Source organism: Acidovorax sp. NN32, from assembly GCF_057597245.1.
This window is the reverse complement of the sequence record NZ_CP199679.1, coordinates 2,423,442-2,449,916: the sequence shown is the minus strand read 5'-3', so window position 1 is coordinate 2,449,916 and position 26,475 is coordinate 2,423,442. Positions and strand designations below refer to the sequence as shown.

18 protein-coding genes and 1 pseudogene are annotated in these 26,475 nt (G+C 62.3%); 13 read left to right on the top strand and 6 right to left on the bottom strand.

What is annotated here, in order from left to right; genetic code table 11:
• Positions 1-20 precede the first annotated feature (20 nt).
• The 3 genes from ACT89O_RS11520 to ACT89O_RS11510 form a co-directional block, all read right to left on the bottom strand.
• Complete coding sequence (locus tag ACT89O_RS11520) at positions 21-3,395, bottom strand: SIR2 family protein (RefSeq protein WP_487262709.1); 3,375 nt, start codon at positions 3,393-3,395, stop codon at positions 21-23.
• Positions 3,396-4,127: 732 nt separating this feature from the next.
• On the bottom strand, positions 4,128-5,264 hold the full coding sequence (locus ACT89O_RS11515) for a GGDEF domain-containing protein (protein ID WP_487262708.1): 1,137 nt from the start codon (positions 5,262-5,264) through the stop codon (positions 4,128-4,130).
• A gap of 305 nt (positions 5,265-5,569) precedes the next feature.
• Positions 5,570-6,919: a midcut-by-XrtH protein gene (locus ACT89O_RS11510; protein WP_487262707.1), complete on the bottom strand. Its 1,350-nt coding sequence runs from the start codon at positions 6,917-6,919 to the stop codon at positions 5,570-5,572.
• A 175-nt stretch (positions 6,920-7,094) separates the two neighbouring features.
• On the opposite strand from ACT89O_RS11510, the pseudogene ACT89O_RS11505 reads away from it, so the two are divergent.
• Both ACT89O_RS11505 and ACT89O_RS11500 read left to right on the top strand, forming a co-directional pair.
• A pseudogene (locus ACT89O_RS11505) lies at positions 7,095-7,547 on the top strand (GrpB family protein); the annotation flags it as partial.
• A gap of 96 nt (positions 7,548-7,643) precedes the next feature.
• On the top strand, positions 7,644-8,078 hold the full coding sequence (locus tag ACT89O_RS11500) for a DUF1801 domain-containing protein (protein ID WP_487262850.1): 435 nt from the start codon (positions 7,644-7,646) through the stop codon (positions 8,076-8,078).
• A 98-nt stretch (positions 8,079-8,176) separates the two neighbouring features.
• Here the strand turns inward: ACT89O_RS11500 and ACT89O_RS11495 are convergent, their stop codons facing one another.
• Complete coding sequence (locus tag ACT89O_RS11495) at positions 8,177-9,130, bottom strand: aldose 1-epimerase (protein WP_487262706.1); 954 nt, start codon at positions 9,128-9,130, stop codon at positions 8,177-8,179.
• Between the two features lie 187 nt (positions 9,131-9,317).
• The gene (locus ACT89O_RS11490; protein WP_487262705.1) at positions 9,318-10,268 is read right to left on the bottom strand and encodes an SMP-30/gluconolactonase/LRE family protein; all 951 of its coding nucleotides are present in this window, start codon (positions 10,266-10,268) and stop codon (positions 9,318-9,320) included.
• Between the two features lie 121 nt (positions 10,269-10,389).
• Between ACT89O_RS11490 and ACT89O_RS11485 the strand changes: the two genes are divergently transcribed.
• Positions 10,390-11,211: an SDR family NAD(P)-dependent oxidoreductase gene (locus ACT89O_RS11485; protein ID WP_436130091.1), complete on the top strand. Its 822-nt coding sequence runs from the start codon at positions 10,390-10,392 to the stop codon at positions 11,209-11,211.
• Positions 11,212-12,181: 970 nt separating this feature from the next.
• Here the strand turns inward: ACT89O_RS11485 and ACT89O_RS11480 are convergent.
• A complete protein-coding gene (locus ACT89O_RS11480) occupies positions 12,182-13,144 on the bottom strand; it encodes a LysR substrate-binding domain-containing protein (RefSeq protein WP_487262704.1) in 963 nt (320 codons plus the stop codon).
• 116 nt (positions 13,145-13,260) lie between these two features.
• Here ACT89O_RS11480 and ACT89O_RS11475 point away from each other — a divergent pair, with 116 nt between their 5' ends.
• The 10 genes from ACT89O_RS11475 (at position 13,261) to ACT89O_RS11430 (ending at position 26,472) form a co-directional block, all read left to right on the top strand.
• A complete protein-coding gene (locus ACT89O_RS11475) occupies positions 13,261-14,712 on the top strand; it encodes an aldehyde dehydrogenase family protein (protein ID WP_487262703.1) in 1,452 nt (483 codons plus the stop codon).
• A 78-nt stretch (positions 14,713-14,790) separates the two neighbouring features.
• A complete protein-coding gene (locus ACT89O_RS11470) occupies positions 14,791-15,756 on the top strand; it encodes an ABC transporter substrate-binding protein (protein WP_487262702.1) in 966 nt (321 codons plus the stop codon).
• A gap of 187 nt (positions 15,757-15,943) precedes the next feature.
• Positions 15,944-17,014, top strand: coding sequence for a multiple monosaccharide ABC transporter substrate-binding protein (gene chvE / locus ACT89O_RS11465; protein WP_487262701.1), 1,071 nt, complete (start codon positions 15,944-15,946; stop codon positions 17,012-17,014).
• Positions 17,015-17,124: 110 nt separating this feature from the next.
• Positions 17,125-18,720 carry a multiple monosaccharide ABC transporter ATP-binding protein gene (mmsA, locus tag ACT89O_RS11460; protein WP_487262700.1) on the top strand — a complete coding sequence of 532 codons (1,596 nt, stop codon included), beginning with the start codon at positions 17,125-17,127 and terminating at the stop codon, positions 18,718-18,720.
• 59 nt (positions 18,721-18,779) lie between these two features.
• Positions 18,780-20,009 (top strand): multiple monosaccharide ABC transporter permease, encoded by a 1,230-nt coding sequence (gene mmsB / locus ACT89O_RS11455; RefSeq protein WP_487262699.1) that lies wholly within the window; start codon positions 18,780-18,782, stop codon positions 20,007-20,009.
• Entirely contained in the window at positions 20,009-21,559 is a 1,551-nt protein-coding gene (locus ACT89O_RS11450; RefSeq protein WP_487262698.1) for a sugar ABC transporter ATP-binding protein, read from the top strand. The genes mmsB and ACT89O_RS11450 overlap by 1 nt, the downstream gene beginning before the upstream one ends.
• Positions 21,552-22,598 carry an ABC transporter permease gene (locus ACT89O_RS11445; protein ID WP_487262697.1) on the top strand — a complete coding sequence of 349 codons (1,047 nt, stop codon included), beginning with the start codon at positions 21,552-21,554 and terminating at the stop codon, positions 22,596-22,598. Before ACT89O_RS11450 ends, ACT89O_RS11445 begins: the two co-directional genes overlap by 8 nt.
• Positions 22,595-23,632, top strand: a complete 1,038-nt coding sequence (yjfF, locus tag ACT89O_RS11440) for a galactofuranose ABC transporter, permease protein YjfF (RefSeq protein WP_487262696.1) — start codon at positions 22,595-22,597, stop codon at positions 23,630-23,632. The genes ACT89O_RS11445 and yjfF overlap by 4 nt, the downstream gene beginning before the upstream one ends.
• Before the next feature lie 34 nt (positions 23,633-23,666).
• Entirely contained in the window at positions 23,667-25,400 is a 1,734-nt protein-coding gene (locus ACT89O_RS11435) for an IlvD/Edd family dehydratase (RefSeq protein ID WP_487262695.1), read from the top strand.
• 133 nt (positions 25,401-25,533) lie between these two features.
• Positions 25,534-26,472: a dihydrodipicolinate synthase family protein gene (locus ACT89O_RS11430; protein WP_487262849.1), complete on the top strand. Its 939-nt coding sequence runs from the start codon at positions 25,534-25,536 to the stop codon at positions 26,470-26,472.
• Positions 26,473-26,475: the final 3 nt, after the last annotated feature.

Sequence of the window (26,475 nt, the reverse complement as noted above, 5' to 3'; positions counted from 1 at the left end):
TAATCTATATATAAATAGTCTCAGACCTTAGTATTTAGCTTATCGTCTTTATGTTTTTTATTCTTTGATTTAACTCCCAAAGTTACCCTAATCCCCTTCAAAACATCAGAATCCTGTCCTCGACCAATTATCTCATCAATATAATCCAACTGTCCTGATAGGATACTATCCGACCAAACATTTTTGGCATGATATGCAACAAAAAAACTAGCAGTTTTTTCAAAGTTATCAGACTCATTATAAGTGGAATTTTTTGATTCAAATCTTCTTTTAATTTCTAAAACTCTTGAATCGTTCAAGATTGGCATCCAACATTCTCGCTCAATTCCAATTTGACAACTCAATGAGTAAGCCGCAAGCCAGACCCTTTGCGAAGCACGCTCATCCAACCAAAAATCCAATAGCTTATCAAGCACTTCACCAGAAACCAATTGGGGATTTTTCTGCCGACGGCGAGCATTAGTCCATATCCAAATAGCAATAGCCGATATATTAAAATCATTGTGAAAAATGAATTTCTCTATCAAACTCACAGGTATTGAGCCAACTATTATATCGTTATCACTTAAACCTCTAGAGTGATTCCAAAGCATGCCCATATACACCAAAAGTCCGCGGCCGACATCCTCCTTGCGCTCACTATCTATTAAGTCTCGCAACTGGACGACACCTTGATCACCAATCCAATAACTCAGAGGCTTATGATAAGCAGCAATACTTGCACAACTGTTCATTAGCCAAGATTCTTCAGACCACTCTTCAGATATAAATAAATCCCAAGCCTGGCGATATAATTCTTCACCATAAGGGCCTCGGCAAAGATTTTCCCAATCATCTGAAGATTTGCAGCCATGGGCGAAGAATGCAACCAATTCGAGCCCTGAAGAAATTGTCCCTGGTGATGCTTCGGCCTCTTCTATAAAGCACTGAAGGAGACGGCCGACTGGACCTGCCAATTTTCGATCCATGGAGACCGGTTCATCCTCTCTAATTTCTCCACTTTCTATTTTTCTTCTTAGATAGTTACCTTGATTTATTAGCTCTAGAAGTAGTGGCTCCGCTCTTTTACGAGCCAACACTGCCACCATCGGAATGACCTCCTTCCATTCCTCGGCTAGCAAATATTTAGCGAGAGGCGTCAAAACGGTGTCCTCCTGTTTATAGACTTCGTAATGCCCCTCAGTTGCCGCAACGGCTGTTAAATATTCCTGGAACGTCAGGTGACGAAACTGATAGAACGGGACTGCTCGACCATTTTCCATTTGGTGTCCAGCCTCGAGTAATAAACTAGACCGTAGTTCAACCCTTTTTAAAAATGCATGCGGACTATCTTTAGCGTAGCGTTTGATATTAGGATGCTTTTCCCGAGCGTCTTCCAAAAGACCTAAAAGCTCGTGCTCCGTCGCTGTTTGTTTGCCCATACACATAAGTTGAAAAGCAACGTACGCTAGCTGCGGAACGGCCTCCTTAGCATTTAAAGGCGCATGCCCCTTTATATTCCATGTGTCGAGTAATACATCTACCGCGCGTCCATAGAGACTCACTCTATCAGGAGGTACCCCCCCGGCTCCGTGCTTGACAACAAGGAGCATTGTTAAAAGTAACGGATTTTCAGCCAAACGCCGCAACGAACTATTCTTCAAAAGCAATTGCGTGACTTCCCGCCCTTCATCAATTGCATTTGGATTTTCTCCTCCCATTAATCGATGCCAATGCTCACACAAAAGCGAAATCGCATCTTCCGACAGTGGAGCCAATTTCCAGCGCTCGCAAAACCGCGAAATGGAAGGAGCAACTAAGCTAAAACCAGCTTCACGGCTCGTCACAACGAGCCGAATCCCGCCGAACTCTTCTAAGAATGACTCTAAATGATCAACAAAGGTAGCCCTATCAGCATCGTTATGGATTTCGTCAAGACCATCTACGAGCAACAATATCTGCCCTTTTTTCAGAAGGGGCAATACTGCATCGGACAGCCCTGCCAAATTTGGCTGACCGGTAATTTCGCCAATGCTTTTAAGGAGAGTCAAGATTGGCAACTTTATATACTCCCTCCACTCTCGACAACGAATTAAAATTGGCAACAAATTCAACTCGGGCAAGTTGTCCGAACTAGCCTTTCTACGTTGTGGCTCAGAATATGCCACCGCAAGACGCTTTAAAAGCAAAGTTTTCCCCCCGCCGGGCAGTGCCAATAAAGCCAATTTTTTATTTTTAGCAAGAATTTTTCCAAATGGAAGTGAATTTCTATTTTTTTCACGCCATTGTTCAAGCTTTTCATGCGCGTCTGGATCATTTGGAAGAAAATCCGGAGGACACGCAACAACACTTAATGGAACAAACAAACGCTCCAAGTCAAATTTCCGCTGTCCAGTGTCCATATCCGCACTAACACCTTCAATTGTCATTTGCCCACAATCGCGTTGTAAAAATTTTCGGTAATCATCGATTATAGTTTCATTTTCGATAATCTGCAGAGGTTTTTTTCTTTTTCTAATTTTCTCAACAGGCATGGAAAAATTATTAACAAGAAATCCAGCAAGATCTGCATAATCCACACCAAAACTAACTGGCTCTACGAATCCCAACCAAGCAGGATCTTCATTCCGATTCGCCAAATCAGCTTCTCGCACCAAAGCCACATGCGGCAGCGTCAATACACCTAGCTGATGTCGCAACCAATCTATCAAAGCAGAGAAGTTGGGATCAGCCAAAGTATCACCGCAGCCAATAAAGAGCAAATGATTAAATACCGTCAAATTTCTCTGAAATAAATCGCGAACCTCGCTGATTTGTGTAGCTTCATAATCTCGTATACCCAAAACACAAGATTGAGGATTTTCCCAAAATCCATGCAAATGAAATATTGCTGAATATTCTCTACGCATCCAAGCCATCACGTTCTTGGTATCGCTAACCAAAAGTGGAGGCAACCCAGTTACCAACTCCAATAAAGGATCGTAATTAAGCGTACAAATAGGTATTTCTTGTGCTACAAAGATTTTTAAGGCCTTCGCTAGTTGGTCATTGGACGGAGCAACGGTACTAAAAACCTCCTCCAGCCATCGCGCATAAACCAAGTCTTTTGGAGCGCCTAGCTTTCTGCCTATAAATTCAGCAGCACTTAATAAATCATCTAGATCAGCGGATGCGAGCTGACTCGCCCAGCCTTCAAATTGCGATTCAGTTATTCGCCCTTTTCTCTTGGCAAAATCAAATCCATTTTTAAGTAACCCAGTCCAAGAAGGAATTTGACCCGCAGCCAAACCCATACTAACGCCAGTCCCAACAACAATAATCAATTTCCCCTGTCTCGCGGACTCTAAAATTCTTTCCATTGGGAATTTCACCCCCTGAGAGCTTCGCGAAGTTTTAATATTTTTCTTTGGAATCATTACTAAATATCAAATTAATTGCGCTGGAGACGCTGGGCACGGCCTGCAACAGGTAAAAAACTTCAAGTAGGTAGCCCGCAGAAGTTAGCTATCAACAGAAATAGATTGGTAGCTGTGTCCACTTGTATCAGCAACATCAACGTTTGGCTAGCGAAAATCTACCTGGCATCATTCCCCCAACTCCGGACTAGACTCCGCTCCAGCAGCGTCGTGCGCGCCATAAGCTGTGCCTAAGAGGCCTAACGGTAGCTGGGCGCGGAGGCCGTGGGCGATGCAATTGCGCACGGCTTGCCATTCAACCCATGGGTAAAGGAAGATCTCCTCACGCAGCCACGCGGAGAAGTTGTCTCACCAGCGCAACTGCCAATAGTCACTTCGTCCTGATGGTGCAGCCTGTCGTCCGAGGCCTCGGATCTCCTGAACCGCGCCATCACACGGAGCGCGCTGTGTGATCGTTTTTCCGCGGCTCTAGTCGCGCAGCTGACCTGCCACACGGTGCAGAAGGGAGACGGCCACCGCCTGGCAGCATATTCACACTAGAGGTACGCTTTTGAGGTGACTCCAGGGCTCTGGCTACCTCAGGGCGAACCAGTTCGATTGAACTCCCAAATAACGCGCCAGCGGCCAATTTCAATCAAATTCTCAAACCGAACCCATCGCATTTATCGGCCAGTTCGGCTCAAGCCCCCAGCAATCACCCCGGGTGCCAGTCTCTGCCAAGCCCCCCAGCCCCTACCCCGCCACCACCCGATTGCGCCCCGTGTTCTTCGCCTCATACAGCGCCGCATCCGCCCGCGCCAGCAGTTTGTCCATCGAATCGTTCTGCGGCAGGCTCAGGGTGACGCCGATGCTGACGGTGCAGCCCACCTCGTTGCCCTGGGGCACGCAGGCGGCGCGGATGCGTTCGGCCACCTGCAGGGCGGCGTCCAGGGGGGTGTTGGGCAGCAGCAGGGCAAACTCTTCGCCACCAAAGCGGCCCAGCAGGTCTTTGCTGCGCAGGCAGCGCTGTACCTTGGTGGCAAACTCCACCAGCACGCGGTCGCCGGCCTGGTGGCCGTGGGTGTCGTTGATGGTTTTGAAATGGTCCAGGTCCAGCATCAGCATGGCCAGGGGCTGGCCGGTGCGGTGGCTGCGCTCCAGCTCGATGGCGCAGGCTTCGTCCATGTAGCGCCGGGTCAGGGTGTTGGTGAGCGAGTCGCGGGTGGCCAGCAGCTCCAGCTCGGCCCGCAGACGGTCGCCAGCCATCAGCACGGCGCCCACCGAAAACAGCAGGACGGACACGGAAAAACTGGCGATGAACAGCACGTGCTGCGGCGTGCCGCTCAAGATGGTGTCGCCCATGGGCAGGAAGAACGTGGTGGCAAGCCGCACCAGCTGAATCACGGCGATGTACACGATCACCCCCACCGTGAGCCAGCGCGAAAAGCTGCCCATGCCCTGCCGCACGATGAACCAGGCGTGCACGGCAAACATCACGGCCAAGAGTGCCGTCACAAGCCGCAGGCGGGCTGTGTAACTGGGGTCGCCCAGGGCGAACCAAAGGGTGCCCAGCGTGACGGCGACAGTCACCGCCAGCCAGCGCCAGGTGGCTGGGCGCACGCCGTAAAAACGCTGGGTGCCCGCATACAGGCCATACACGCCCCAGCACAGCAAGAAATTGGGCACGGCCGTGGTGAGGATTTCAGGCAGTTGCCCACGCGAGGCCGCCAGGATGCCGCCCACCACAATGATCAACAGCGCCTGCGCCCATTGGCCCAGACCCTGAATGCTGGGCGGGTAGCTGCGCTTGAGGGCCCACAGCACCAGCGCCATCAGCGCACTCATGGCGCTGATCAACACGATGGCGGTGCGCGGGTCTATCACGTTCATGGTGGTGCCAGTTTGCCGGAATCGTTCCAGTTTGGGGGATGGGCTGCACAGGCCAAGGCGACAGAGCATGAGGGGCGCCATGCACCACCACTTGCAGCCTACGCCCCGCTGCGGATGACGTTAAGGGTGTGGGCAGGCGCAATGGGCAGCAAGCGGGTAAACCACGGGCCGTTGCGGCCCGGCCGGTGTTCTGCATATGCCCAAGATCGATTGCTCACCATTTGATAGCTTCTGGCGCTTGTCCATCAAGCGCCAGAGCATATTTCAACCAAATTTTCGGCGTTTTACGGCATGCGCCCCGGCCTTCAAGGCGTGAAGGCACGCACGCACCGCGTCTGCAGGTTTTGGGTCTTGGGGATGGTCACCGGATTGCCGATGGAAAAATCATTGATCCATGCATCGCTCAGGGGCGAGGCCGAGCCCTCGGTGGAGCTCCAATAGAGGGCGTTGGCGAAGCCACCTACCGCCACCCTGTTGGTATAAAGCGCCGCGAGCTGGTTGCGGGCGGGCAGGAACCAGTCGTTGTAGCAGGTGTTACCCGCCTGGCAGGGCGTATTGCCTTGCGAATCGACCTGGTAGGTGCTGCACAGTTGCGCGGCATAAACGCCCGCACCCAGGGCCACTCCGACGGCGGCGGTGTTGCTGGCGCCGTCGGTGTCGCTTTGCGCACCCGGCCCCACGGCCGTGCCGAAGCCACCCCACCCGATCCCGGTGCTGTTGTCTGCGGTGGCCGCAATCAGGTTGTTCAGCCCGCCGCCCAGCGCAGCAATCACGCCGCCGCCACTGCTTTGCCCCACAGCGGTGGCCAGGTAGGTATAGCCATTAGCCAGCTGAGCGGCCCCGGCCGGGGTGAAAACCGCCACATTGACGGCACCCGCTGCGTGCGCTGGCGTGACCGCCGTGATGGTGGTGGCGTTGACCACGTTGACCGAGGTAGCGGGCACACCGTCAAAAGTGATGCTGGTGGCGCCGGTGAGCCCGGTGCCGGTCAGCGTGACGCCGACCCCACCCGATGCAGTGCCAGAGGTGGGGCTGATGGCGGTCAGCGTGGCGCCCGAGACGTAGAGGCTGCGGCAGATGGCCTCGACATCCACCCGGCAGGTAGCACCATTGGCCAGCATGGCCCCCACGCCGCAGGCGGGATGGGGCGATGGCGTGGGAGGCCCGGGGGGCAGCAAGGTGTTGGCCGGGTTGGTGGCAAAACACTGGGCCAGGTCGGGCGGATCGATGGCGGCAATTCGCAGCGCAGCGCCGGAGTTGTTGCTGAAGTCCGCAGGCTGAAAGCCTGTGAAGCCACCGGCGGTAATGGGGCTGACGGTAATGGGCAGTGTCTCGCCCGCAGGCTGGGTGAAGGCACTGACAACCTGCGCCATCAAACCTGCCCCCTGCCCCGCCAGGCCCACCACTGCGGCCACCAGCAGCAGCGACGCCACACGCCGCACGCCGTGACTGCGGCGCAGCGACCACCACCCGGCCAGCGCAACAGCCACCAGCAAGGCGCCCAGCGCCAGGGGGCTGTCCACCGGCACGTTGGCCACGGCAGGGGCGCCGCTGGAGATCGTTTGGGCCGACGCGGCAAAGGGCAGCGTGGACAGCAGCATCAGCATGGTCAGCGGTGCAAACGGACCAGCGCTTCCAGGTTGGGTGTTCTTCATCGGTTGATCGTCCCTGCGGGGTGGTTGGGGTGGCGGTCGGATAGTTGCAAATTATCACAACCTCAGCAGGGCGGACGGGGGCGCATGGGGGTGATCGAAGGCAACAGCCCGAGCCGTCCTGAACCAGGCTTTTGCAGGGGCCGCTGCCCCGCCAGACTGGCATCATCATGACCCCATGAAGTTGTTGGAACCCTCCGAGTACCAGGCAGCCGCTGGTGCCGTATATCTGTCCGTAGTGCAAGAGATCGCCCGGCTCCTGCCTGATGCGCAGGCGGAACACATTGGTGCGTCGGCCATACCTGGTGCGGTGTCCAAAGGCGATCTGGACATTTGCGTGCTGGTGGCTGCGCAAGAGCACGCGCGGGCCGTTCAGGTGCTGCAGGGCGCAGGCTACGTGGCCAAGAAGGACACCTTGCGCACGCAAGAGCTGTGCATGCTGCTGTCGCCACGCACAGACACGGACGTGGCATTGCAGGTGGTGGCCAAAGGATCGGAGTTTGAGTTCTTTCTGCACTTTCGCGATGCCTTGCGTGCAGACCCGCGCCTGGTGGAGCAGTACAACCAGCTCAAGCAGCGTTTTGCGCCCTTTGGCATGGAGCGCTACCGTGAGGAAAAATCACGCTTCATCACCACCGTTCTGACCCCTCAGGTGCTACCCGGCCGCTGCGCGGAATCTGCACCGGTTGCGAGCGGGGCTTGCAACCTTGACTCACCAGGAGACCCCATGAGCACTGCAAAACCCCCCGAAGGCCCGCCCGCATCGGTGCTGATCGACCAGCGCATCGCCGACCTGAACGATTGGCGCGGGCAAGCACTGGGCCGCATGCGGCAGCTGATCCATGAGGCGGCGCCTGAGGTGTTGGAGGAATGGAAGTGGAACGGCACGCCCGTGTGGTCGCTGGGCGGGATTCTGTGTACGGGCGAGTCGTACAAGTCAGCGGTAAAACTGACCTTTCTGAAGGGCGCTTCGTTACCAGACCCGGCGAAGCTCTTCAACGCCAGTCTGGACGGCAACGCCCGGCGTGCTATAGACATCCACGAAGGGGACACCGTGGACGCGGAGGCCTTCAAGGCGCTGATCCGCGCATCGGTGGCCCTGAATGCCGGGGGTGCGAAGGCCAAGGCGAAATCGGCACGGGGTGCACGCACGGCCAGTTAGGCGCAGAAAGCCCGTGGAGCCAGCTGTGGCTGAAAACTATTATTTCGATAGCAAACAACCGATAACCATTAAGCGCTAGGTCCAATTTCAATCAAAATCTACTGCCCCGCATCCACCTCACTCACGCCGCTGCTGTAGCGCCACTCCACACGCAGCGCCATCGACTCCCCCTGCGCCAGCGTGCGCAGGCCGGGCTGCCCGGGCTGATGGAAGGCGTCGATGGGTTGTGTGATGGGCTCAAAGCAGAATGCCGGGCCCTGTGGCGGTCGGTAGATCAGGCAGTAGTGCTGGTCGGTGCCGCCGTCTTGCGCAAAGTCCGGCATCTGGGCGGTCAAGCGCAGGCCCCGCTCGGGCCAGTCGATCTGGGCCGTGCCGCCCCAGCCGGTGTAGGCGTTGTCGATCAGGCCGCCATTGGCGGGAGCGCCGCTGTTTAAGTCCCAGCCGGGCGGGAAGTGCTGCGTGTGCTGGGTGGGCAAAGGGTCGTCGCCACACAGCCACACGCCCTGCACCGGCGCCGTGATGCGCGTGCGGGGGGTGCGCGGAAACCAGGGGTGCAGGCCCAGGCCGTAGGGCAGCGGCTGCGCGCCCAGGTGCCGCACCTGCACCGACTGGTCCAGGCCGCCGTCCACCAGGCGGAAGGTCTGTACACATTCGTACTCGTAGGGGTTGCCGTCAAAGTGCTGTGAGCGCAGCTGCATCTGCAGCGTGTCGGGCGCGGGCTGGGTGAGCTGCCAGGGCTGCAGCCAGCCATCGCCGTGAATAGGGTACGGCTCGCCCACGCGGTTGGGGCGCATGGGGTGGAACTGGCCAGCGTGCTCAAACCCGCCGCCGCTGATGCGGTTGGACCAGGGCACCATGGCAAACGACGCGAGCTGGTACAGGTCGGCCGTGGCGCCATCCCACGGCCGCCACAGGTCGATGCGCGCACCCGCCGCTTGCGGGTCGTCGATCTGCCAGGCCGCCACGCTGCCGCCCAGTGTGGGCACCAGGCCCAGGTGCTGCCCCGCTTGGTGCAGCCAGACGATGGGGTGGGATGAAGAGGCCTCGGTCATGGGCGGTGTGCTTTCTTTGGGGTGTTGAAGGGGATTGCGGGTTGGCGGAGCGCCCGGGGCTGCGTTCAGCGCTTAGAGCGGATAACAAAACCCAGCAAAGCGGTTCTGGCCAGGCGCCGCGTCGCAGGCAGTACGCGTAGTACGACAAGACGCGGCGACGACGCCAGAAGGGTTTTGTGAGCCGCTCTCAGCCGCCAAATGGATGGGCGGGCAGGCCTAGGCTGTCGGTGTCCACCGCAAACAGCGCCCCGGCCAGCGGCTCAGCCGCCAGCTGCTCGGGCGTGAGACCTACCCGCGCGGAGCTGATGAACAGCGTGCGCAGGTCTGCGCCGCCAAACGCGCAGGTGGTGACCTGGCTGACTGGCAGGCGCACGCGGCCCAGCTCGGCGGCGGTCACCGGGTCGTGGCAGGTCACGCACCAGCCGCCCCAGTGTGCAATCCACAGGCGGCCCCGCGCGTCGGTGGTCATGCCATCGGGCAGGCCGTCTTCGGGCAGCCAGTGCTTCCACAGTGTTTTGTTGGACACGGTGCCTGCGGCCAGATTGCTGTCGTAACGGTAGGTGTTGCCTTCGATGGTGGCGTTGAAAAACATGGCCGCGCCCTGCCCGGTGCCCGACCAGGTGGGGCCGTTGGTCACGGCAAAGCCGTCGTCGTGGCGGGTGCAACTGCCGTCGGGGTCATAGCGGTAGAGCGCGCCCGTGGGCGCCTCGCAAGCAAAGTCCATCGAACCCGCCCAGAAGCGCCCTTGTGCATCGCATTTGCCGTCATTGAAGCGGTTGCCCGCGCGGTCGGGCTCGGGCTGGTGCAGGTAGCGCGGGGCAATGTCGGTGGCCGGGTCGAACAGCGCAAAACCCCGGCGCAGCGTGACGATGAAGCCGGGGGCGTGCGCGCGTTCGGCGATGGCGGAGATCTCTTCGTCAAACGTCCAGCGCTGGTGGCCGCCGGTGGCCGGGTCCCAGCGGTGCAGCTCGCGACCAAGGATGTCCACCCAGTACACGGCCTGCTCGCGCACCGACCACAACACGCCTTCGCCCAGCGCGTTGCCCGGTGCGATCACGCAGCGCACGGCGCCGGTGATGGGCGCGGAACAGGCAGCGCCCTCGGGCGGAGAGAAGGGGGTATCCAGCAAGGGGCGCATGCGTGTCTCCGGTCTTTTTTTTGTATCGGCCTGCCGCCAGGCACTTGACGAACGGCATCTTATCAACGCCAATTGATGCTTGAAATGAAATTTTTTTCAATTGATTGATTGCAATATTTATATGTCAAAGGTTTTTACCCCCTCCTCTTCCTCGACCGATGCCACCGGCGCCCCCCAGGGCCTGGCGAAGTTCCCCAGCCTGCAAGGCCGTGCCGTGTTTGTGACGGGCGGCGGCAGCGGCATTGGCGCGGCCATCGTGGCGGCGTTTGCCGAGCAAGGTGCCCGCGTGGCGTTTGTGGACGTGGCGCGCAACGCGAGCGAAGCCCTCGCCCAGCACATTGCCGACGCAGGCCTGCCCCGCCCCTGGTGGCGTGTGTGTGATGTGCGCGACGTGCACGCCCTGCAGGCCTGTGTGGCCGAAGCGGCGGCCGAGTTGGGCAGCGACTTTGCGGTGCTGGTGAACAACGTGGCCAGCGATGACCGGCACACGCTCGAATCCGTAACGCCCGCGTACTACGACGAGCGCATGGCCATCAACGAGCGCCCCGCCTTCTTCGCCATCCAGGCCGTGGTGCCGGGCATGCGCAGGCTGGGCGCGGGCTCGGTGATCAACCTGGGCTCCACCGGTTGGCAGGGCAAGGGCACGGGCTACCCTTGCTATGCCATTGCCAAGTCGTCGGTGAACGGCCTCACGCGCGGGCTGGCCAAGACGCTGGGGCAAGACCGGATCCGCATCAACACGGTGTCGCCTGGCTGGGTGATGACGGAGCGGCAGATCAAGCTGTGGCTGGACGCCGAGGGCGAGAAGGAGTTGGCGCGCAACCAGTGTTTGCCGGACAAGCTGCGGCCGCATGACATTGCGCGGATGGTGTTGTTTTTGGCGTCGGATGATGCGGCGATGTGTACGGCGCAGGAGTTCAAGGTGGATGCGGGGTGGGTTTGAATTTTTGAGGTCTTTTTGGGCTCTGGCGCCTATCCATCAAGCGCTAGCAGCTATTGTTTTTGCAGTCCTGATGACTCCTGCCCGTTCGGTCTGAGCTGGTCGAAGCCTTGGTGTGCTGGTTTGAACGGCATGCCGGGGTTGAGGGCGGAGGCCGGGAGTCGCCCGGCGTGCGAGTAACTTTCTTTCGCGTCGCCGAAAGAAAGTCACCAAAGAAAGGGCGACCCTGCTGTCTGCGACCCCTGCGCTTCGCTACGGGGCAACCTGGGGTGCTCGGTCACGGGGTGCACCGCAGAACTCGCTGCGCGCCTGCGGCGCTCCGCTCGAACAACTGCGGTGAGTCAGATCACTAAGCATGCGCGCTCCGACGCACATGCCACCCCGCGCCCTGCGCGCCCCAGGCGCATACAGAAGGGAACCCGGGGGAGCGGACTTCCACACGGGCCATTGCTTCGCTCGGCCCCATCTCGCGGGCGCAAGCGCCACGCGCTGCGGCGGCAGGGCCGAGCGCAGCGATGGCCCGAAGGGCAGTTTGGCTGTTCGGATGTTCTGCTGCCCCACCCCTGCTGGCTGCGCCTGCGGCGGGGCGGTTGCGGGGTGGCATGGGCGTCGAAGCGCCCATGCTTCGTGAACTGACTCGCCGTGGTTGTCCGAGCGGCGCTGCGCAGCAGCAAAGCGAGTTCCACGGCGCACCCAGCAACCGCCCCGACGCAGGTTTGCCCCGTAGCGAAGCGCAGGGGTCGCAGACTGGGGGTCGCCCTTTCTTTGGTGACTTTCTTTCGGCGACGCGAAAGAAAGTTACTCGCACGCCGGGCGACTCCCGGCCTCCGCCCTCAACCCAAGCATGCCTCCCAAAACAGCACGCCCCGGCTTCGACAGGCTCAGCCCGAACGGACAGGAGGCCTAAAACTACAAAAACAATAGCTGCCAGCGCTTACCTCACAAGCGCTAGCAGCCAATTTCATCCAAAAAATCAATCCCCCACCTCCAACCGCCTCCCATACTGCACCAGACTCGTCTGCTTCAACGCCTTCATCATCACCTTCGCCGCCGGCGACAACAGCCGGTCCGACCGCGTAATGATTCCGAACGCATCCATATGGCACGGCATCGCCAGCGGCAACACCGTCACGATCCCATGCGCCGCGTAATAGCGCGCCACATCCTCCGCCACCACCGCAATCATGTCGCTCTGCTGCAGCATGCGCGTGATGAACAGCAGGGCCGATGTCTCCACCGTGTGCAGCGGCGGCGCAAGCCCGTCCTGCTGGAACATCAGGTCAAACCGGTGCCGCAGCACGCTGCCCGCTGGCGGCACGATCCAGCTGGCCGACACCACATCGCGCAGCGTCAACCCGGTCATGCTCGACAACGGGTGGCCCGGGCGCGTCATGGCGCAGACCAGCTCCTCCGTCAGCGACTCATAGCGCAGGTTCTCTTTGTCGTGCTCTTCATACAGGCGGCCTACCACGATGTCGAGCTTGCCCTGCTCCAGACGCTCCAGCAACACGGGGCTGGTTTCGATGTCCAGCGAAATGCGCAGGCTGGGATGCTCCTGCTTGACCAATGCCACGGCAGCGGGCAGCAGGCTCAGGCCCGGTGAGGTGATGGCGCCGATGCCCACCTGGCCGTAGTGACCGGTCTTGAGCGCACCGATCTCGTCGTGTGCCTGGTTCAGGCTGGCCAGGGCCATGCGGGCGTGGCGAATCATGGTCTCGCCATACCAGGTGGGGCGCATGCCGCGTGGCAGGCGGTCGAACAGCGACACCTCCAGCACGTCCTCCAGATCCTTGAGCAGCTTGGACGCAGCGGGCTGGGTCATGCTGAGCACCTGGGCGGCGCGGTGGATGTTGCCCTCTTCGGCCAGGGCCACCAGCAGCAGCAATTGGCGCGTCTTGAGGCGGGCGCGGATGAACCAGTGGTTGTAGGTGCTCATGGAGGGAGGGGTTTTCCAGAATGCAAAGAACGATATGTATTTTGTCTAAAAAACGATTGGATTGATATCTAAACCTTCCATAGACTTCGCCGCAACTGCAACAAAGGCCTCTCTCCATGAAGCTCGGCGACCTCCAGCTCAGCCCCCGGCACCTGATCAACGGCCGGTGGGAAATCGGCACCACCACCGGCATCAGCACCAACCCGTCGGACACCCGCGAGGTGGTGGCCGAATACGCCCGCGCCGACCGCAACCAGACCGAGCTGGCCGTGCGCGCTGCGGCCGACGCCCTGCCCACCTGGAGCCAGAGCACACCCCAACGCCGCGCCGACGTGCTGGACATGATCGGCAGCGAGCTGCTGGCACGCAAGGACGAGCTGGGCGCACTGCTGGCCCGTGAAGAAGGCAAGACGCTGCCCGAAGGCATCGCTGAGGTGGCGCGCAGCGGGCAGATCTTCAAGTTTTTTGCGGGCGAGGCGCTGCGCATCCAGGGCGAGCTGCTGGCCTCCGTGCGCCAGGGCGTGCAGGTGGACGTGACCCGCGAGCCCGTGGGCGTGGTGGGCATCATCGCGCCGTGGAACTTCCCGTTCGCCATCCCGGCCTGGAAGATCGCCCCGGCCCTGGCCTACGGAAACACCGTGGTGTTCAAGCCCGCCGAGCTGGTGCCCGCCTGTGGCTGGGCGCTGGCCGAAATCATCAGCCGCAGCGGCCTGCCCGCCGGTGCCTTCAACCTCGTCATGGGCAGCGGCCGCGAGGTGGGCCAGACGCTGGTGGACCACCCGCTGGTCAACGCGCTGAGCTTCACCGGATCAGTCGCCACGGGCGACCGCATCCTGCGCGCCGCCAGCCAGCGCCGCGCCAAGGTGCAGCTGGAGATGGGCGGCAAGAACCCGCTCATCGTGCTGGCCGACGCCGACCTGGACCAGGCGGTGGACTGCGCGCTGCAGGGCTCGTACTTCTCTACCGGCCAGCGCTGCACCGCATCGAGCCGCCTCATCGTGGAGGCCGAGGTGCACGACGCCTTTGTGGCGCGCCTGCGCAACCGGCTGGCCAGCCTGAAGGTGGGCCATGCGCTGGAGCGCGGCACCGAGATGGGCCCGGTGGTGGACGACAACCAACTGGCGCAGAACCTGGGCTACATCGACATTGCGCGCAATGAGGGGGCGGAGCATGTCTGGGGTGGCGAGCGCCTGGAGCGCCCCACCCCAGGCCATTACATGAGCCCCGCCCTCTTCCTGGCCCGGCCCGAGCACCGCGTGGCGCGCGAGGAAATCTTTGGCCCCGTGGCCTGCGTGCTGCGGGCCGACGACTACGACCACGCGCTGGCCTTGGCCAACGACACGCCCTTTGGCCTGTGTGCGGGCATCTGCACCACATCGCTCAAGCGCGCCATGCACTTCAAGCGCCACGCTGCCGTGGGCATGACCATGGTGAACCTGCCCACGGCGGGTGTGGACTTCCATGTGCCTTTTGGCGGCCGCAAGGAATCGAGCTACGGCGCCCGCGAGCAGGGGCGCTACGCCGCTGAGTTCTACACCACGGTCAAGACGGGCTACATGCTGGCTTGAGCCCTGCCCTTTTCGAGCGTTCCTTCTTTCAATCCCGCAACCATCGTCAACCAACCATTAAAGACAGGAGACAAGATGATGAAAATGAACCGCCGCACCGTTGCTGCCGCCTTGGCCAGCGTGCCCGTGGCCGCCTTGCTGCCCGGCGCCGCCTGGGCGCAAAAGCCCCTCGTGCTGGGCTTCAGCCAGGTGGGGGCCGAGAGCGAATGGCGCACCGCCAACACCGAGTCCATCAAGTCGGCCGCCAAGGAGGCGGGCATCGAGCTGAAGTTCTCGGACGCGCAGCAAAAGCAAGAGAACCAGATCAAGGCCATCCGCTCGTTCATCGCGCAGAAGGTGGATGTGATCGCGTTCTCGCCCGTCGTGGAATCCGGCTGGGAGCCCGTGCTGCGCGAGGCCAAGGCCGCCAAGATCCCCGTGGTGCTGACCGACCGCGCGGTGAACACCAAGGACACGTCGCTCTACGTGACCTTCATGGGCTCGGACTTTGTGGAAGAAGGCCGCAAGGCCGGCCGCTGGCTGGTGGAGAAGATGAAGGACCAGAAGGGCGAGGTCAACATCGTCGAGCTGCAAGGCACCGTGGGCTCCGCCCCTGCCATCGACCGCAAGAAGGGCTTTGAGGAAATCATCAAGGCCGACGCCAAGTTCAAGATCATCCGCAGCCAGACCGGCGACTTCACCCGCGCAAAGGGCAAGGAAGTGATGGAAGCCTTCCTGAAGGCCGAGGGCAAGAAGATCAACGTGCTCTACGCGCACAACGACGACATGGCGATCGGCGCCATCCAGGCCATCGAAGAGGCCGGCATGAAGCCCGCCAAGGACATCGTGATCATCTCCATCGACGCGGTGAAGGGCGCCTTCGAAGCCATGATCGCCGGCAAGCTCAACGTGAGCGTGGAATGCAGCCCCCTGCTGGGCCCGCAGCTGATGAGCGCTGTCAAGGACATCAAGGCTGGCAAGGCGGTGCCCAAGCGCATCGTGACGGAAGAAGGCATCTTCCCGATGGAAGTGGCGGCGAAGGAAATGCCGAACAGGAAGTATTAACCCCCTGAGGCGCTGCGCGCCTTCCCCCTTTCTCTCGCATCGCTTTGCGATGCGGGAAGGGGGACGCCACCGGCGCGGCGGGGCCGCCCTTGCGCGTTGGCACTGGAATTGGGCAGCGACAGTTTCGCAAGGCCGTTGCATATCCAAGCGTCAATCAAATCAAAACAACATCAGGAGACAGACTCAAATGAAGCGTGCAATTTTCAAGGCCGTGTTGGCCACCGTGGCCTTGGCTGCCATGGGCGCCACGTCCGTGGCATCGGCCCAGGACAAGGGCACCATCGGCATCTCGATGCCCACCAAGTCCTCGGCGCGCTGGATTGCCGATGGCGACAACATGGTCAAGGTGCTCAAGGACCGGGGCTACAAGACCGACCTGCAGTACGCCGAAGACGACATCCCCAACCAGCTCGCGCAGATCGAGAACATGATCACCAAGGGTGCCAAGGTGCTGGTGATCGCGTCGATTGACGGCACCACGCTGTCCAAGGCGCTGCAAAACGCGGCCGACAAGGGCGTGAAGGTCATTGCGTACGACCGTCTCATCAAGGGCTCGAAGAACGTGGACTACTACGCCACGTTCGACAACTTCCAGGTCGGCGTGCTGCAGGCCACCTCCATCGTGGACAAGCTGGGCCTCAAGCAAGGCAAGGGCCCGTTCAACATTGAACTGTTCGGCGGCTCGCCGGACGACAACAACGCCTTCTTCTTCTACGACGGCGCCATGAGCGTGCTGCAGCCCTACATCGACAGCGGCAAGCTGGTGGTGCGCAGCAAGCAGACCGGCATGAACAAGGTGGGCACGCTGCGCTGGGATGGCTCGGTGGCCCAGGCGCGCATGGACAACCTGCTGTCGGCCTACTACGGCAAGGACAAAGTGCATGCGGTGCTGTCGCCCTATGACGGCATCTCCATCGGCATCCTGTCCTCCCTCAAGGGCGTGGGCTACTGCACTGCCCAGCAGCCCTGCCCCGTGGTCAGCGGCCAGGACGCTGAGGTGCCTTCCATCAAGTCCATCCTCAAGGGCGAGCAGTCTTCCACCGTGTTCAAGGACACCCGCGAGCTGGCCAAGGTGGCCGCCAACATGGTGGACGCCGTGCTGACAGGCAAGCAGCCCGAGATCAACGACACCAAGACCTACAACAACGGCGTGAAGGTGGTGCCCTCGTACCTGCTCAAGCCCGTGTCGGTGGACGTATCCAACTGGAACACGGTGCTGGTCGGCAGTGGCTACTACAAAGAGTCTCAGATCAAGTGAGCGCGAGCGGCTTCTGCATCTAAAGCCGCCGCCTGCGAATGCCTCTGGGGCAGCGCAGGCGGCCAGCAACCGGGATGGGGCCAGAGGCCCCACCAACAGACTGAGAGACCATGCTTCTTGAAATGCGGAACATCCGCAAAACCTTTCCCGGCGTGGTAGCGCTAAATCAGGTCAACCTGCAGGTGCAGGCCGGGGAGATCCATGCCATCGTCGGCGAAAACGGGGCGGGCAAATCCACGCTGATGAAGGTGCTGTCGGGTGTGTACCCACACGGCAGCTACAGCGGCCAGATCCTGTTCGATGGGCAGGAGCGCGAGTTTGCGGGCATCCGCGACAGCGAGCACCTGGGCATCATCATCATTCACCAGGAGCTGGCGCTGGTGCCACTGCTGTCGATTGCCGAGAACATCTTCCTCGGCAACGAAACCGCGCGGCACGGCGTCATCGACTGGATGGCTGCGCACAGCCGGGCCCAAGCGCTGCTGCACAAGGTGGGCCTGAGCGAGTCGCCCGACACGCCCGTGGGCCAGCTGGGTGTGGGAAAGCAGCAGCTGGTGGAAATTGCCAAGGCGCTGTCGCGCAAGGTGCGCCTGCTGATCCTGGACGAGCCCACCGCGAGCCTCAACGAGAACGACAGCCAGGCCCTGCTGGACCTGCTGCTGGAGCTGAAAGCCCAGGGCATCACCTGCATCCTGATCTCGCACAAGCTCAACGAGATCTCGCGCGTGGCCGATGCCATCACCGTGCTGCGCGACGGCAGCACCGTGCAGATGCTGGACTGCCGCGAAGGCGCGGTGAGCGAAGACCGCGTGATCCAGGCCATGGTGGGCCGCGAGATGAGCGACCGCTACCCCCAGCGCCAGCCACAAGTGGGCGACATTGTTTTTGAGGTGCGCAACTGGCGCGCCCACCACCCGCAGCGCAGCGACCGCGAGCACCTCAAGGGCATCGACCTGAATGTGCGGCGCGGCGAGATTGTGGGCATTGCGGGCCTGATGGGCGCAGGCCGCACCGAGCTGGCCATGAGCATCTTCGGCCGCTCGTGGGGCCAGCGCATCAGCGGCGAAGTGCGGCTGCACGGGCAGCCCATCGACGTGAGCACGGTGGAAAAGGCCGTGCGCCACGGCCTGGCCTATGTGACCGAAGACCGCAAGGGCAATGGCCTGGTGCTGAACGAAGACATCCAGTTCAACACCTCGCTGGCCAACCTGCCGGGCGTGTCGTTCGCCAGCGTGATCGACAGCGGGCAGGAACACCGCGTGGCACAGGACTACCGCGAGAAGCTGCGCATCCGCTGCTCGGGCGTGGACCAGAAGACGCTGAACCTGTCGGGCGGCAACCAGCAAAAAGTGGTGCTGAGCAAATGGCTGTTCACCAGCCCCGAAGTGCTCATCCTCGACGAGCCCACGCGCGGCATCGACGTGGGCGCCAAGTACGAGATCTACACCCTCATCGCCCAGCTGGCGGCCGAGGGCAAATGCGTGATCGTGATCTCCTCCGAAATGCCTGAGCTGCTGGGCATCACGGACCGCATCTATGTGATGAACGAAGGCCGCTTTGTGGCCGAGATGCCAACTTCAGACGCCTCGCAAGAAAAGATCATGCGAGCCATCGTGAGTGCCCCCCCTGAGGCGCTTCGCGCCATCCCCCCCAAGGGGGACGCCGCCCGTGCGGCGGGGCGGCCCTTGCACGGCGGCCGCGCGTAGCTGCAGCGCCCCTCTTCAGCGCCTGATGAACCGCACAACGCATTGAACTGATGACCGAAATGAGCCAGACCACCCATCCCCCCGCCAGCACGCTGGCCGACGGCAACCCGACAGCAGCGGCGCGGCACGACAAATCGCTGTTGCAGCACCTGCAGCACAACCTGCGCGAATACGGCATGTTGATCACGCTGGTGGCCATCATGGGCTTCTTCCAGTACATGACCGAGGGCACGCTGATGCAGCCCTTGAACCTGACCAACCTGGTGCTGCAGAACAGCTACATCGTCATCATGGCGCTGGGCATGCTGCTGGTCATCGTGGCCGGGCACATCGACCTGTCGGTGGGCTCGGTGTGTGGCTTCATCGGCGCGCTGGCAGCGGTGCTGATGGTCGAATACAACTGGCACTTCGTGCCTGCCACGCTGGTGTGCCTGCTGTGCGGCGGGCTCATCGGCGCCATTCAAGGCGGGTTTGTGGCCTTCTCGCGCATCCCCTCGTTCATCGTCACGTTGGCGGGCATGCTGGTGTTCAAGGGCCTGGCGCTAGCGCTGCTGGCGGGTCAGTCGGTGGGGCCGTTCCCCTCGGCGTTCCAGATGCTCAGCTCGGGCTTCATCCCCGACCTGTTCAGCGTGGAAGGCCTGCGCCTGACCTCGCTGCTGCTGGGCGCGGCCGTAGCCGCAGCCCTGGCCGTGGGCGGACTGCGCCAGCGCACCAACCGCCTGCGCCATGGCGTGCAGACAGAGCCTGCGGGCCTGTTCGTCGCGCGCACCGTGGTGTTTGGCGGGTTGCTGGTGTACTTCAGCTACCTGCTGGCTTCGTACAAGGGCCTGCCCAATGTGCTCATCGTGATGGCGCTGCTGATCGTGCTGTTCGACTTTGTCACCAGCCGCACCACCATCGGCCGCCGCATCTACGCCATGGGCGGCAACGAGAAGGCGGCCAAGCTCTCGGGCATCAAGACGGAGCGGCTCACGCTCTACGCCTTCATCAACATGGGCATGCTGGCGGCCCTGGCTGGTCTGGTGTTTGCGGCGCGGCTCAACACCGCCACGCCCAAGGCGGGGCTGGGCTTTGAGCTGGACGTGATTGCAGCCTGCTTCATCGGCGGCGCATCGGCATCGGGCGGCGTGGGCAAGGTGATGGGCGCGGTCATCGGCGCCTTTGTGATGGGCGTGATGAACAACGGGATGTCCATCCTGGGCATCGGCATCGACTACCAGCAGGTCATCAAGGGCGTCGTGCTGCTGGCCGCCGTGCTCGTGGACGTTTACAACAAGAACAAAGCGTGATGGCCCCCATGGACGCGTCCACCGCTCACGCCCCAGCCGCAGCTCCGGTGCTGCAGCTTTCGGGCATCCACAAGCAGTTTGCGGGCATCCCCGTGCTGCGCGATGTGCAGCTCAACCTCTACCCCGGCGAGATCCATGCGCTGATGGGGCAAAACGGTGCGGGCAAGTCCACGCTGATCAAGGTGCTGACGGGCGTTCTGGAAGCCAGCGGCGGGCAGATGCGGCTGGGCGGTGAAGCCGTGTGGCCCGATTCGCCGCTGGCGGCTCAGCGCCTGGGCATCAGCACCGTGTACCAAGAGGTCAACCTCTGCCCCAACCTCTCGGTGGCCGAGAACATCTTTGCGGGCCGCTACCCGCGCTGCGGTATCGCGCAGGGCTTTCGCATCGACTGGGCCACGCTGCACCAGCGCGCCCGCGATCTGGTGGCGCGCATCGGCCTGCAGATCGACGTGACGCGCCTGCTGTCGGACTACCCGGTGGCCGTGCAACAGCTGGTGGCGATTGCACGGGCACTCAGCATCGAGTCGCGTGTGCTGATCCTGGACGAACCCACCTCCAGCCTGGACGACGACGAGGTGCAAAAGCTCTTCGAGGTGCTGCGGCGCCTGCGCAGCGAGGGGCTGTCCATCGTCTTTGTGACGCATTTCCTGAACCAGGTGTATGCCGTGTCCGACCGCATCACCGTGCTGCGCAACGGCAGCTGGGTGGGCGAGTGGCGCGCGCAGGACCTGGGCCCACAGGCACTGATCGCGGCCATGCTGGGGCGCGACCTGGCCGCAGCGTCGGAGCAACCCGCACCAGCGCCCACCGTGGACAGCCGTCAAGCCACGCTGCTGCAAACCGAGGGCCTGGGGCAAGACACGCAACTGCAGCCGCTGGACCTGCAGATCCGTGCCGGCGAGGTGGTGGGCCTGGCCGGGCTGCTGGGCTCGGGCCGCACCGAGCTGGCGCGCCTGCTATTTGGCCTGGAGCAGCCTGATCGGGGCGCGCTGCGCATCGACGGGCAGGTGGTGAAGTTTGCCAACCCCATGGACGCGATCCGCCACGGCCTGGCCCTGTGCCCCGAGGAGCGCAAGACCGACGGCATCGTGGCCGAGCTCTCAGTGCGCGAAAACATTGCGCTGGCGCTGCAGGCGCGCATGGGTGTGGGCAAGTTCCTCTCGCGCGCTGAGCAGACGGCGCTGGCCGAGCGCTATGTAAAGCTGCTGGGCATCAAGACCGAGACGGTGGACAAGCCCATCGGCTTGCTCTCGGGTGGCAACCAGCAAAAGGCCATCCTCGCGCGCTGGATGGCCATCGAACCGCGCCTGCTCATCCTGGACGAACCCACGCGCGGCATCGACGTGGCCGCCAAGCAGGAAATCATGGACCAGATCCTGCGCCTGGCCCAGGCGGGTATGGCTGTGCTGTTCATCTCTTCCGAAATGAGCGAGGTGGTGCGCGTGGCGCACCGCATCGTGGTGCTCCGCGACCGCCACAAGGTGGGTGAGCTGCCCGCAGGCAGCAGCGAAGACGCCGTCTACGACCTGATTGCTGCCGAACATGTCTGAACGTTCCCCCTCCCTTCTGGTGGCCCTGCTGCGCCACCGTCTGGCCTGGCCCCTGATCACGCTGGCACTGCTGCTCATCGTGAACACGGTGTTCAACAGCAGCTTCCTGCACATCGAATGGCGCGACGGACACCTGTACGGCAGCCTCATCGACATCCTGAACCGCGCCGCACCTTTGGTGCTGGTGTCGCTGGGCATGACGCTGGTGATCGCCACACGTGGCATCGATATCTCGGTGGGTGCGACGGTGGCCATTGCAGCGGCAGTGGCCGCGTGGCTGATTGGCGGCTCGGTGTCAGGCACCGAAAGCCGGTTTCCGCTCCCGGTCGCCATTCTGGGCGCCATTGGCGTGGCGCTGCTGTGCGGGCTGTGGAATGGCGTGCTGGTTGCCAAGGTGGGCATGCAGCCCATCATTGCCACGCTGATCCTCATGGTGGCGGGCCGGGGCATTGCCCAGCTCATCACCGACGGGCAGATCATCACCATCTACTACACGCCCTACTTCTTCATGGGCGGTGGGTACCTGGCAGGGCTGCCGTTCTCTGTGTTCGTAGTGGCCGCAGTCTTCGTGGTGCTGTACCTCGCCATCACGCGTACGGCGCTGGGCCTGTTCATCCAGGCAGTGGGCATCAACCCCACGGCGGCGCGGGTGGCGGGTGTGCAGGCGGGGCGGCTTATCGTGGCAGCCTATATGTTCTGCGGAGTGTGCGCGGGCATTGCGGGGCTGCTGATCAGCTCCAACGTGAAGAGCGCGGATGGCAACAACGCTGGACAGCTGCTGGAGCTGGACGCCATCCTGGCCGTCACGCTGGGTGGCACCGCCCTCACCGGCGGCCGCTTCAGCCTGGTGGGCAGCGTGATTGGCGCACTCATCATCCAGACGCTGACCTACGCCATCTACTCGCTGGGCGTGCCGCCCGAGATCAACCTGGTGGTGAAGGCCGTGGTGGTGTTCATCGTGATGCTGCTGCAGTCGCCCGAATTCCGGGCGCAAGTTGGTGCCCTGGCACGCCGCCCCGGCGCGGGAGCTTTGCAATGAGCGCCGTGCCCAAAACCGCAGGCTTCGGCACGGTGAACCACCCTGCCCCACAGGCCGCCGCCGCGCGCGCGCGGTTCAACCCCAAGTACCTGCCGCTGGCAGCCACCATCTCGCTGTTCGTGGCCATGGCCACGCTGGGCTCGGTGCTGTACACCGGGTTCTTCTCGGCCCAGGTGTTCCTCAACCTGCTGATCGACAACGCCTTCCTCATCATCGTGGCGGTGGGCATGACGTTTGTGATCCTGTCCGGCGGCATCGACCTCTCTGTGGGCTCGGTGGTGGCGCTGACCACCATGGTGCTGGCCGCGTTGGTGGAGCACCGGGGGTGGAACCCCATGGTCGCCATCCCGCTGGTGCTGCTGATGGGCACGGCATTTGGCGCGTTCATGGGTTTCCTCATCGAGCGCTTTCGGCTGCAGCCCTTCATCGTCACGCTGGCAGGCATGTTCCTGGCGCGGGGGCTGTGCTACCTGATCAGCATCGATTCCATCAGCATCACCCACGAGGGCTACTCCGAGCTGGCCCAGTGGCGCTTGCCGCTGTGGGAAGGCGCGTCCCTATCGCTGGGCGCGCTCATTGCCATCGCCGTGCTGCTGGTGGCCCTGTTTTTGGCGCACTGCACGCCGTTTGGCCGCAGCGTGTATGCGGTGGGCGGCAGCGAGCACTCGGCCGTGCTCATGGGCCTGCCGGTGCGCCGCACGCTCATTGGCGTGTACACGCTCTCGGGTTTTTGCTCGGCGCTCGCGGGCGTGGTGTTCACGTTCTACATGCTGTCGGGCTACGGCCTGCATGCCGTGGGCATGGAACTGGACGCAATTGCCGCCGTGGTCATTGGCGGCACGCTGCTCACGGGTGGCGTGGGCTATGTGGCGGGCACGCTGTTTGGCGTGCTCATGCTCGGAATCATCCAGACCCTGATTTCCTTCGACGGCACGCTCAGCTCCTGGTGGACACGCATCGTCGTTGGTGTGCTGCTGTTCGTTTTCTGCCTGCTGCAGCGGCTGCTTTCGCGCCGCTCGGGCAAGGCCCGTTGACCCTTCATTTCTCCTCTTTCTCTCGCACCCCACCATGACCACCCCCAAGCGCAAACTCCGCTCCGCCGAATGGTTCGGCACGGCCGACAAAAACGGCTTCATGTACCGCAGCTGGATGAAGAACCAGGGCATCCCCGACCACGCGTTTGACGGCCGCCCCGTGATCGGCATCTGCAACACCTGGTCCGAGCTGACCCCGTGCAACGCACACTTTCGCAAGATCGCCGAGCATGTGAAGCGCGGCATCTACGAGGCGGGTGGCTTCCCCGTCGAATTCCCGGTGTTCTCCAACGGCGAATCCAACCTGCGCCCCACGGCCATGCTCACGCGCAACCTGGCCAGCATGGATGTGGAAGAGGCCATTCGCGGCAACCCCATCGACGCGGTGGTGCTGCTGGTGGGCTGCGACAAGACCACACCGGCCCTGCTGATGGGCGCGGCCAGCTGCGATGTGCCCGCCATCGTGGTCACGGGCGGGCCCATGCTCAACGGCAAGCTCGACGGCAAGGACATCGGCTCGGGTACGGCCGTGTGGCGCCTGCACGAGTCACTCAAAGCCGGCGAGATCAACGAGCACCAGTTCTTCGCGGCCGAGGCCGGCATGTCCCGCTCTGCCGGCACCTGCAACACCATGGGCACGGCCAGCACCATGGCCTGCATGGCCGAATCGCTGGGCACTTCGCTGCCGCACAACGCAGCCATACCGGCGGTGGACTCGCGCCGGTATGTGCTGGCCCACATGTCGGGCAAACGGATCGTGGAAATGGCACACGAAGGGCTCACGCTCTCCAAGATCCTCACGCGCGAAGCCTTCGAGAACGCCATCCGCACCAACGCCGCCATCGGTGGCTCCACCAACGCGGTCATCCACCTGAAGGCCATCGCGGGCCGCATCGGTGTGCAGCTGGACCTGGAGGACTGGACGCGCATTGGCCGTGGCACGCCCACGCTGGTGGACCTGCAGCCCTCGGGCCGCTTCCTGATGGAAGAGTTCTACTACGCGGGCGGCCTGCCCGCCGTGCTGCGCCGCCTGGGCGAGAACGGCCTGCTGCCCCACCCCAACGCACTCACCGTCAACGGCAAGAGCCTGTGGGACAACGTGCGCGAAGCCCCGCAGTACAACGACGAGGTGATCCGCCCGATCAACAACCCGCTGATTGCCGACGGTGGCATCTGCATCCTGCGCGGCAACCTGGCGCCGCGTGGCGCGGTGCTCAAGCCCTCCGCCGCCTCGCCCGAACTGCTCAAGCACCGGGGCCGCGCCGTGGTGTTCGAGAACCTGGAGCACTACAAGGAGCGCATCGTCGATGAAAACCTGGACATCGACGCCAGCTGCGTGATGGTGCTCAAGAACTGCGGCCCCAAGGGCTACCCCGGCATGGCCGAGGTGGGCAACATGGGCCTGCCCCCGAAGCTGCTGCGCCAGGGCGTCAAGGACATGGTGCGCATCTCCGACGCGCGCATGAGCGGCACCGCCTACGGCACCGTGGTGCTGCACGTGGCGCCCGAGGCGGCAGCCGGTGGCCCGCTGGCTGCTGTGCGCGATGGCGACTTCATTGAGCTGGACTGCGAGAACGGCCGCCTGCATCTGGACATCAGCGACGAGGAACTGGCAGCACGCCTGGCCGCATTGGCTGGCGCGGACAACGGCGGACGCGGCGGCTACCAGCGGCTGTATGTGGACCACGTACTGCAGGCCGACGATGGCTGCGACTTTGACTTTCTGGTGGGTTGCCGAGGTGCGGCGGTCCCGCGTCACTCTCATTGAAGGACGCCCCCGAAGTCGCTTCGCACCTTTGCCGCGTCAGCCACAGAAGAATGCTACACATTTTATAGCAATCAGAGATTAATGGACAGGCGACAGAGCCTCATTTCACTCAATTTTTTTGCCCATGCCCGCCATGCCCGCCACCCATTCCCTCCAGAACCCTCGCTACCGCGGCATCTTCCCCGTGGTGCCCACCACGTTCCATGAAGACGGCCGCCTCGACCTCGACAGCCAGAAGCGCTGCCTTGACTTCATGATTGACGCCGGTGTGGATGGCGTCTGCATCCTGGCCAACTTCTCTGAGCAGTTCTCGCTATCGGACGCCGAGCGCGAAGTCCTCACCCGCACATCGCTGGAGCATGTGGCGGGCCGCGTGCCCGTCATCGTCACCACCACCCACTACGGCACCCGCGTGTGCGCCGAGCGCAGCCGCGCCGCGCAGGACATGGGCGCGGCCATGGTGATGGTCATGCCGCCTTACCACGGTGCCACCTTCCGCGTGCCCGAGGCGCAGATTTACGAGTTCTATGCCCGTGTGTCGGATGCGATCCGCATCCCGATCATGGTGCAGGACGCACCCGCCAGCGGCACCGTGCTGTCGGCTCCTTTCCTGGCCCGCATGGCGCAGGAGATCGAGAACCTGGCCTACTTCAAGATCGAAGTGCCCGGCGCCGCCAGCAAGCTGCGCGAGCTGATCCGCCTGGGCGGCGCCGCCATCGAAGGCCCGTGGGACGGCGAAGAGGCCATCACCCTGCTGGCCGACCTCGATGCCGGCGCCACCGGCGCGATGACGGGTGGCGCCTTCCCGGACGGCATTCGCCCCATCATTGAGGCGCACTGCCAGGGTGACATGGACCAGGCGTTTGCGCTCTACCAGCGCTGGTTGCCCCTCATCAACCACGAAAACCGCCAGGGCGGCATCCTCACGGCCAAGGCACTGATGAAGGAAGGCGGCGTGATCGCCTGCGAGGCAGGCCGCCATCCCTTCCCGGCCATGCACCCCGAAGTGCGCCGCGGCCTGATCGACATCGCGCGGCGGGTGGACCCGCTCGTGCTGCGCTGGGCACGTTAAGCA

Coding starts and splice junctions, on each gene's coding strand:
- ACT89O_RS11520 (WP_487262709.1), bottom strand. CDS start 3,395: ATGATTCCAAAGAAAAATATTAAAACTTCGCGAAGCTCTCAGGGGGTG.
- ACT89O_RS11515 (WP_487262708.1), bottom strand. CDS start 5,264: ATGAACGTGATAGACCCGCGCACCGCCATCGTGTTGATCAGCGCCATG.
- ACT89O_RS11510 (WP_487262707.1), bottom strand. CDS start 6,919: ATGAAGAACACCCAACCTGGAAGCGCTGGTCCGTTTGCACCGCTGACC.
- ACT89O_RS11500 (WP_487262850.1), top strand. CDS start 7,644: ATGAGCACTGCAAAACCCCCCGAAGGCCCGCCCGCATCGGTGCTGATC.
- ACT89O_RS11495 (WP_487262706.1), bottom strand. CDS start 9,130: ATGACCGAGGCCTCTTCATCCCACCCCATCGTCTGGCTGCACCAAGCG.
- ACT89O_RS11490 (WP_487262705.1), bottom strand. CDS start 10,268: ATGCGCCCCTTGCTGGATACCCCCTTCTCTCCGCCCGAGGGCGCTGCC.
- ACT89O_RS11485 (WP_436130091.1), top strand. CDS start 10,390: ATGTCAAAGGTTTTTACCCCCTCCTCTTCCTCGACCGATGCCACCGGC.
- ACT89O_RS11480 (WP_487262704.1), bottom strand. CDS start 13,144: ATGAGCACCTACAACCACTGGTTCATCCGCGCCCGCCTCAAGACGCGC.
- ACT89O_RS11475 (WP_487262703.1), top strand. CDS start 13,261: ATGAAGCTCGGCGACCTCCAGCTCAGCCCCCGGCACCTGATCAACGGC.
- ACT89O_RS11470 (WP_487262702.1), top strand. CDS start 14,791: ATGAAAATGAACCGCCGCACCGTTGCTGCCGCCTTGGCCAGCGTGCCC.
- chvE (WP_487262701.1), top strand. CDS start 15,944: ATGAAGCGTGCAATTTTCAAGGCCGTGTTGGCCACCGTGGCCTTGGCT.
- mmsA (WP_487262700.1), top strand. CDS start 17,125: ATGCTTCTTGAAATGCGGAACATCCGCAAAACCTTTCCCGGCGTGGTA.
- mmsB (WP_487262699.1), top strand. CDS start 18,780: ATGAGCCAGACCACCCATCCCCCCGCCAGCACGCTGGCCGACGGCAAC.
- ACT89O_RS11450 (WP_487262698.1), top strand. CDS start 20,009: ATGGCCCCCATGGACGCGTCCACCGCTCACGCCCCAGCCGCAGCTCCG.
- ACT89O_RS11445 (WP_487262697.1), top strand. CDS start 21,552: ATGTCTGAACGTTCCCCCTCCCTTCTGGTGGCCCTGCTGCGCCACCGT.
- yjfF (WP_487262696.1), top strand. CDS start 22,595: ATGAGCGCCGTGCCCAAAACCGCAGGCTTCGGCACGGTGAACCACCCT.
- ACT89O_RS11435 (WP_487262695.1), top strand. CDS start 23,667: ATGACCACCCCCAAGCGCAAACTCCGCTCCGCCGAATGGTTCGGCACG.
- ACT89O_RS11430 (WP_487262849.1), top strand. CDS start 25,534: ATGCCCGCCACCCATTCCCTCCAGAACCCTCGCTACCGCGGCATCTTC.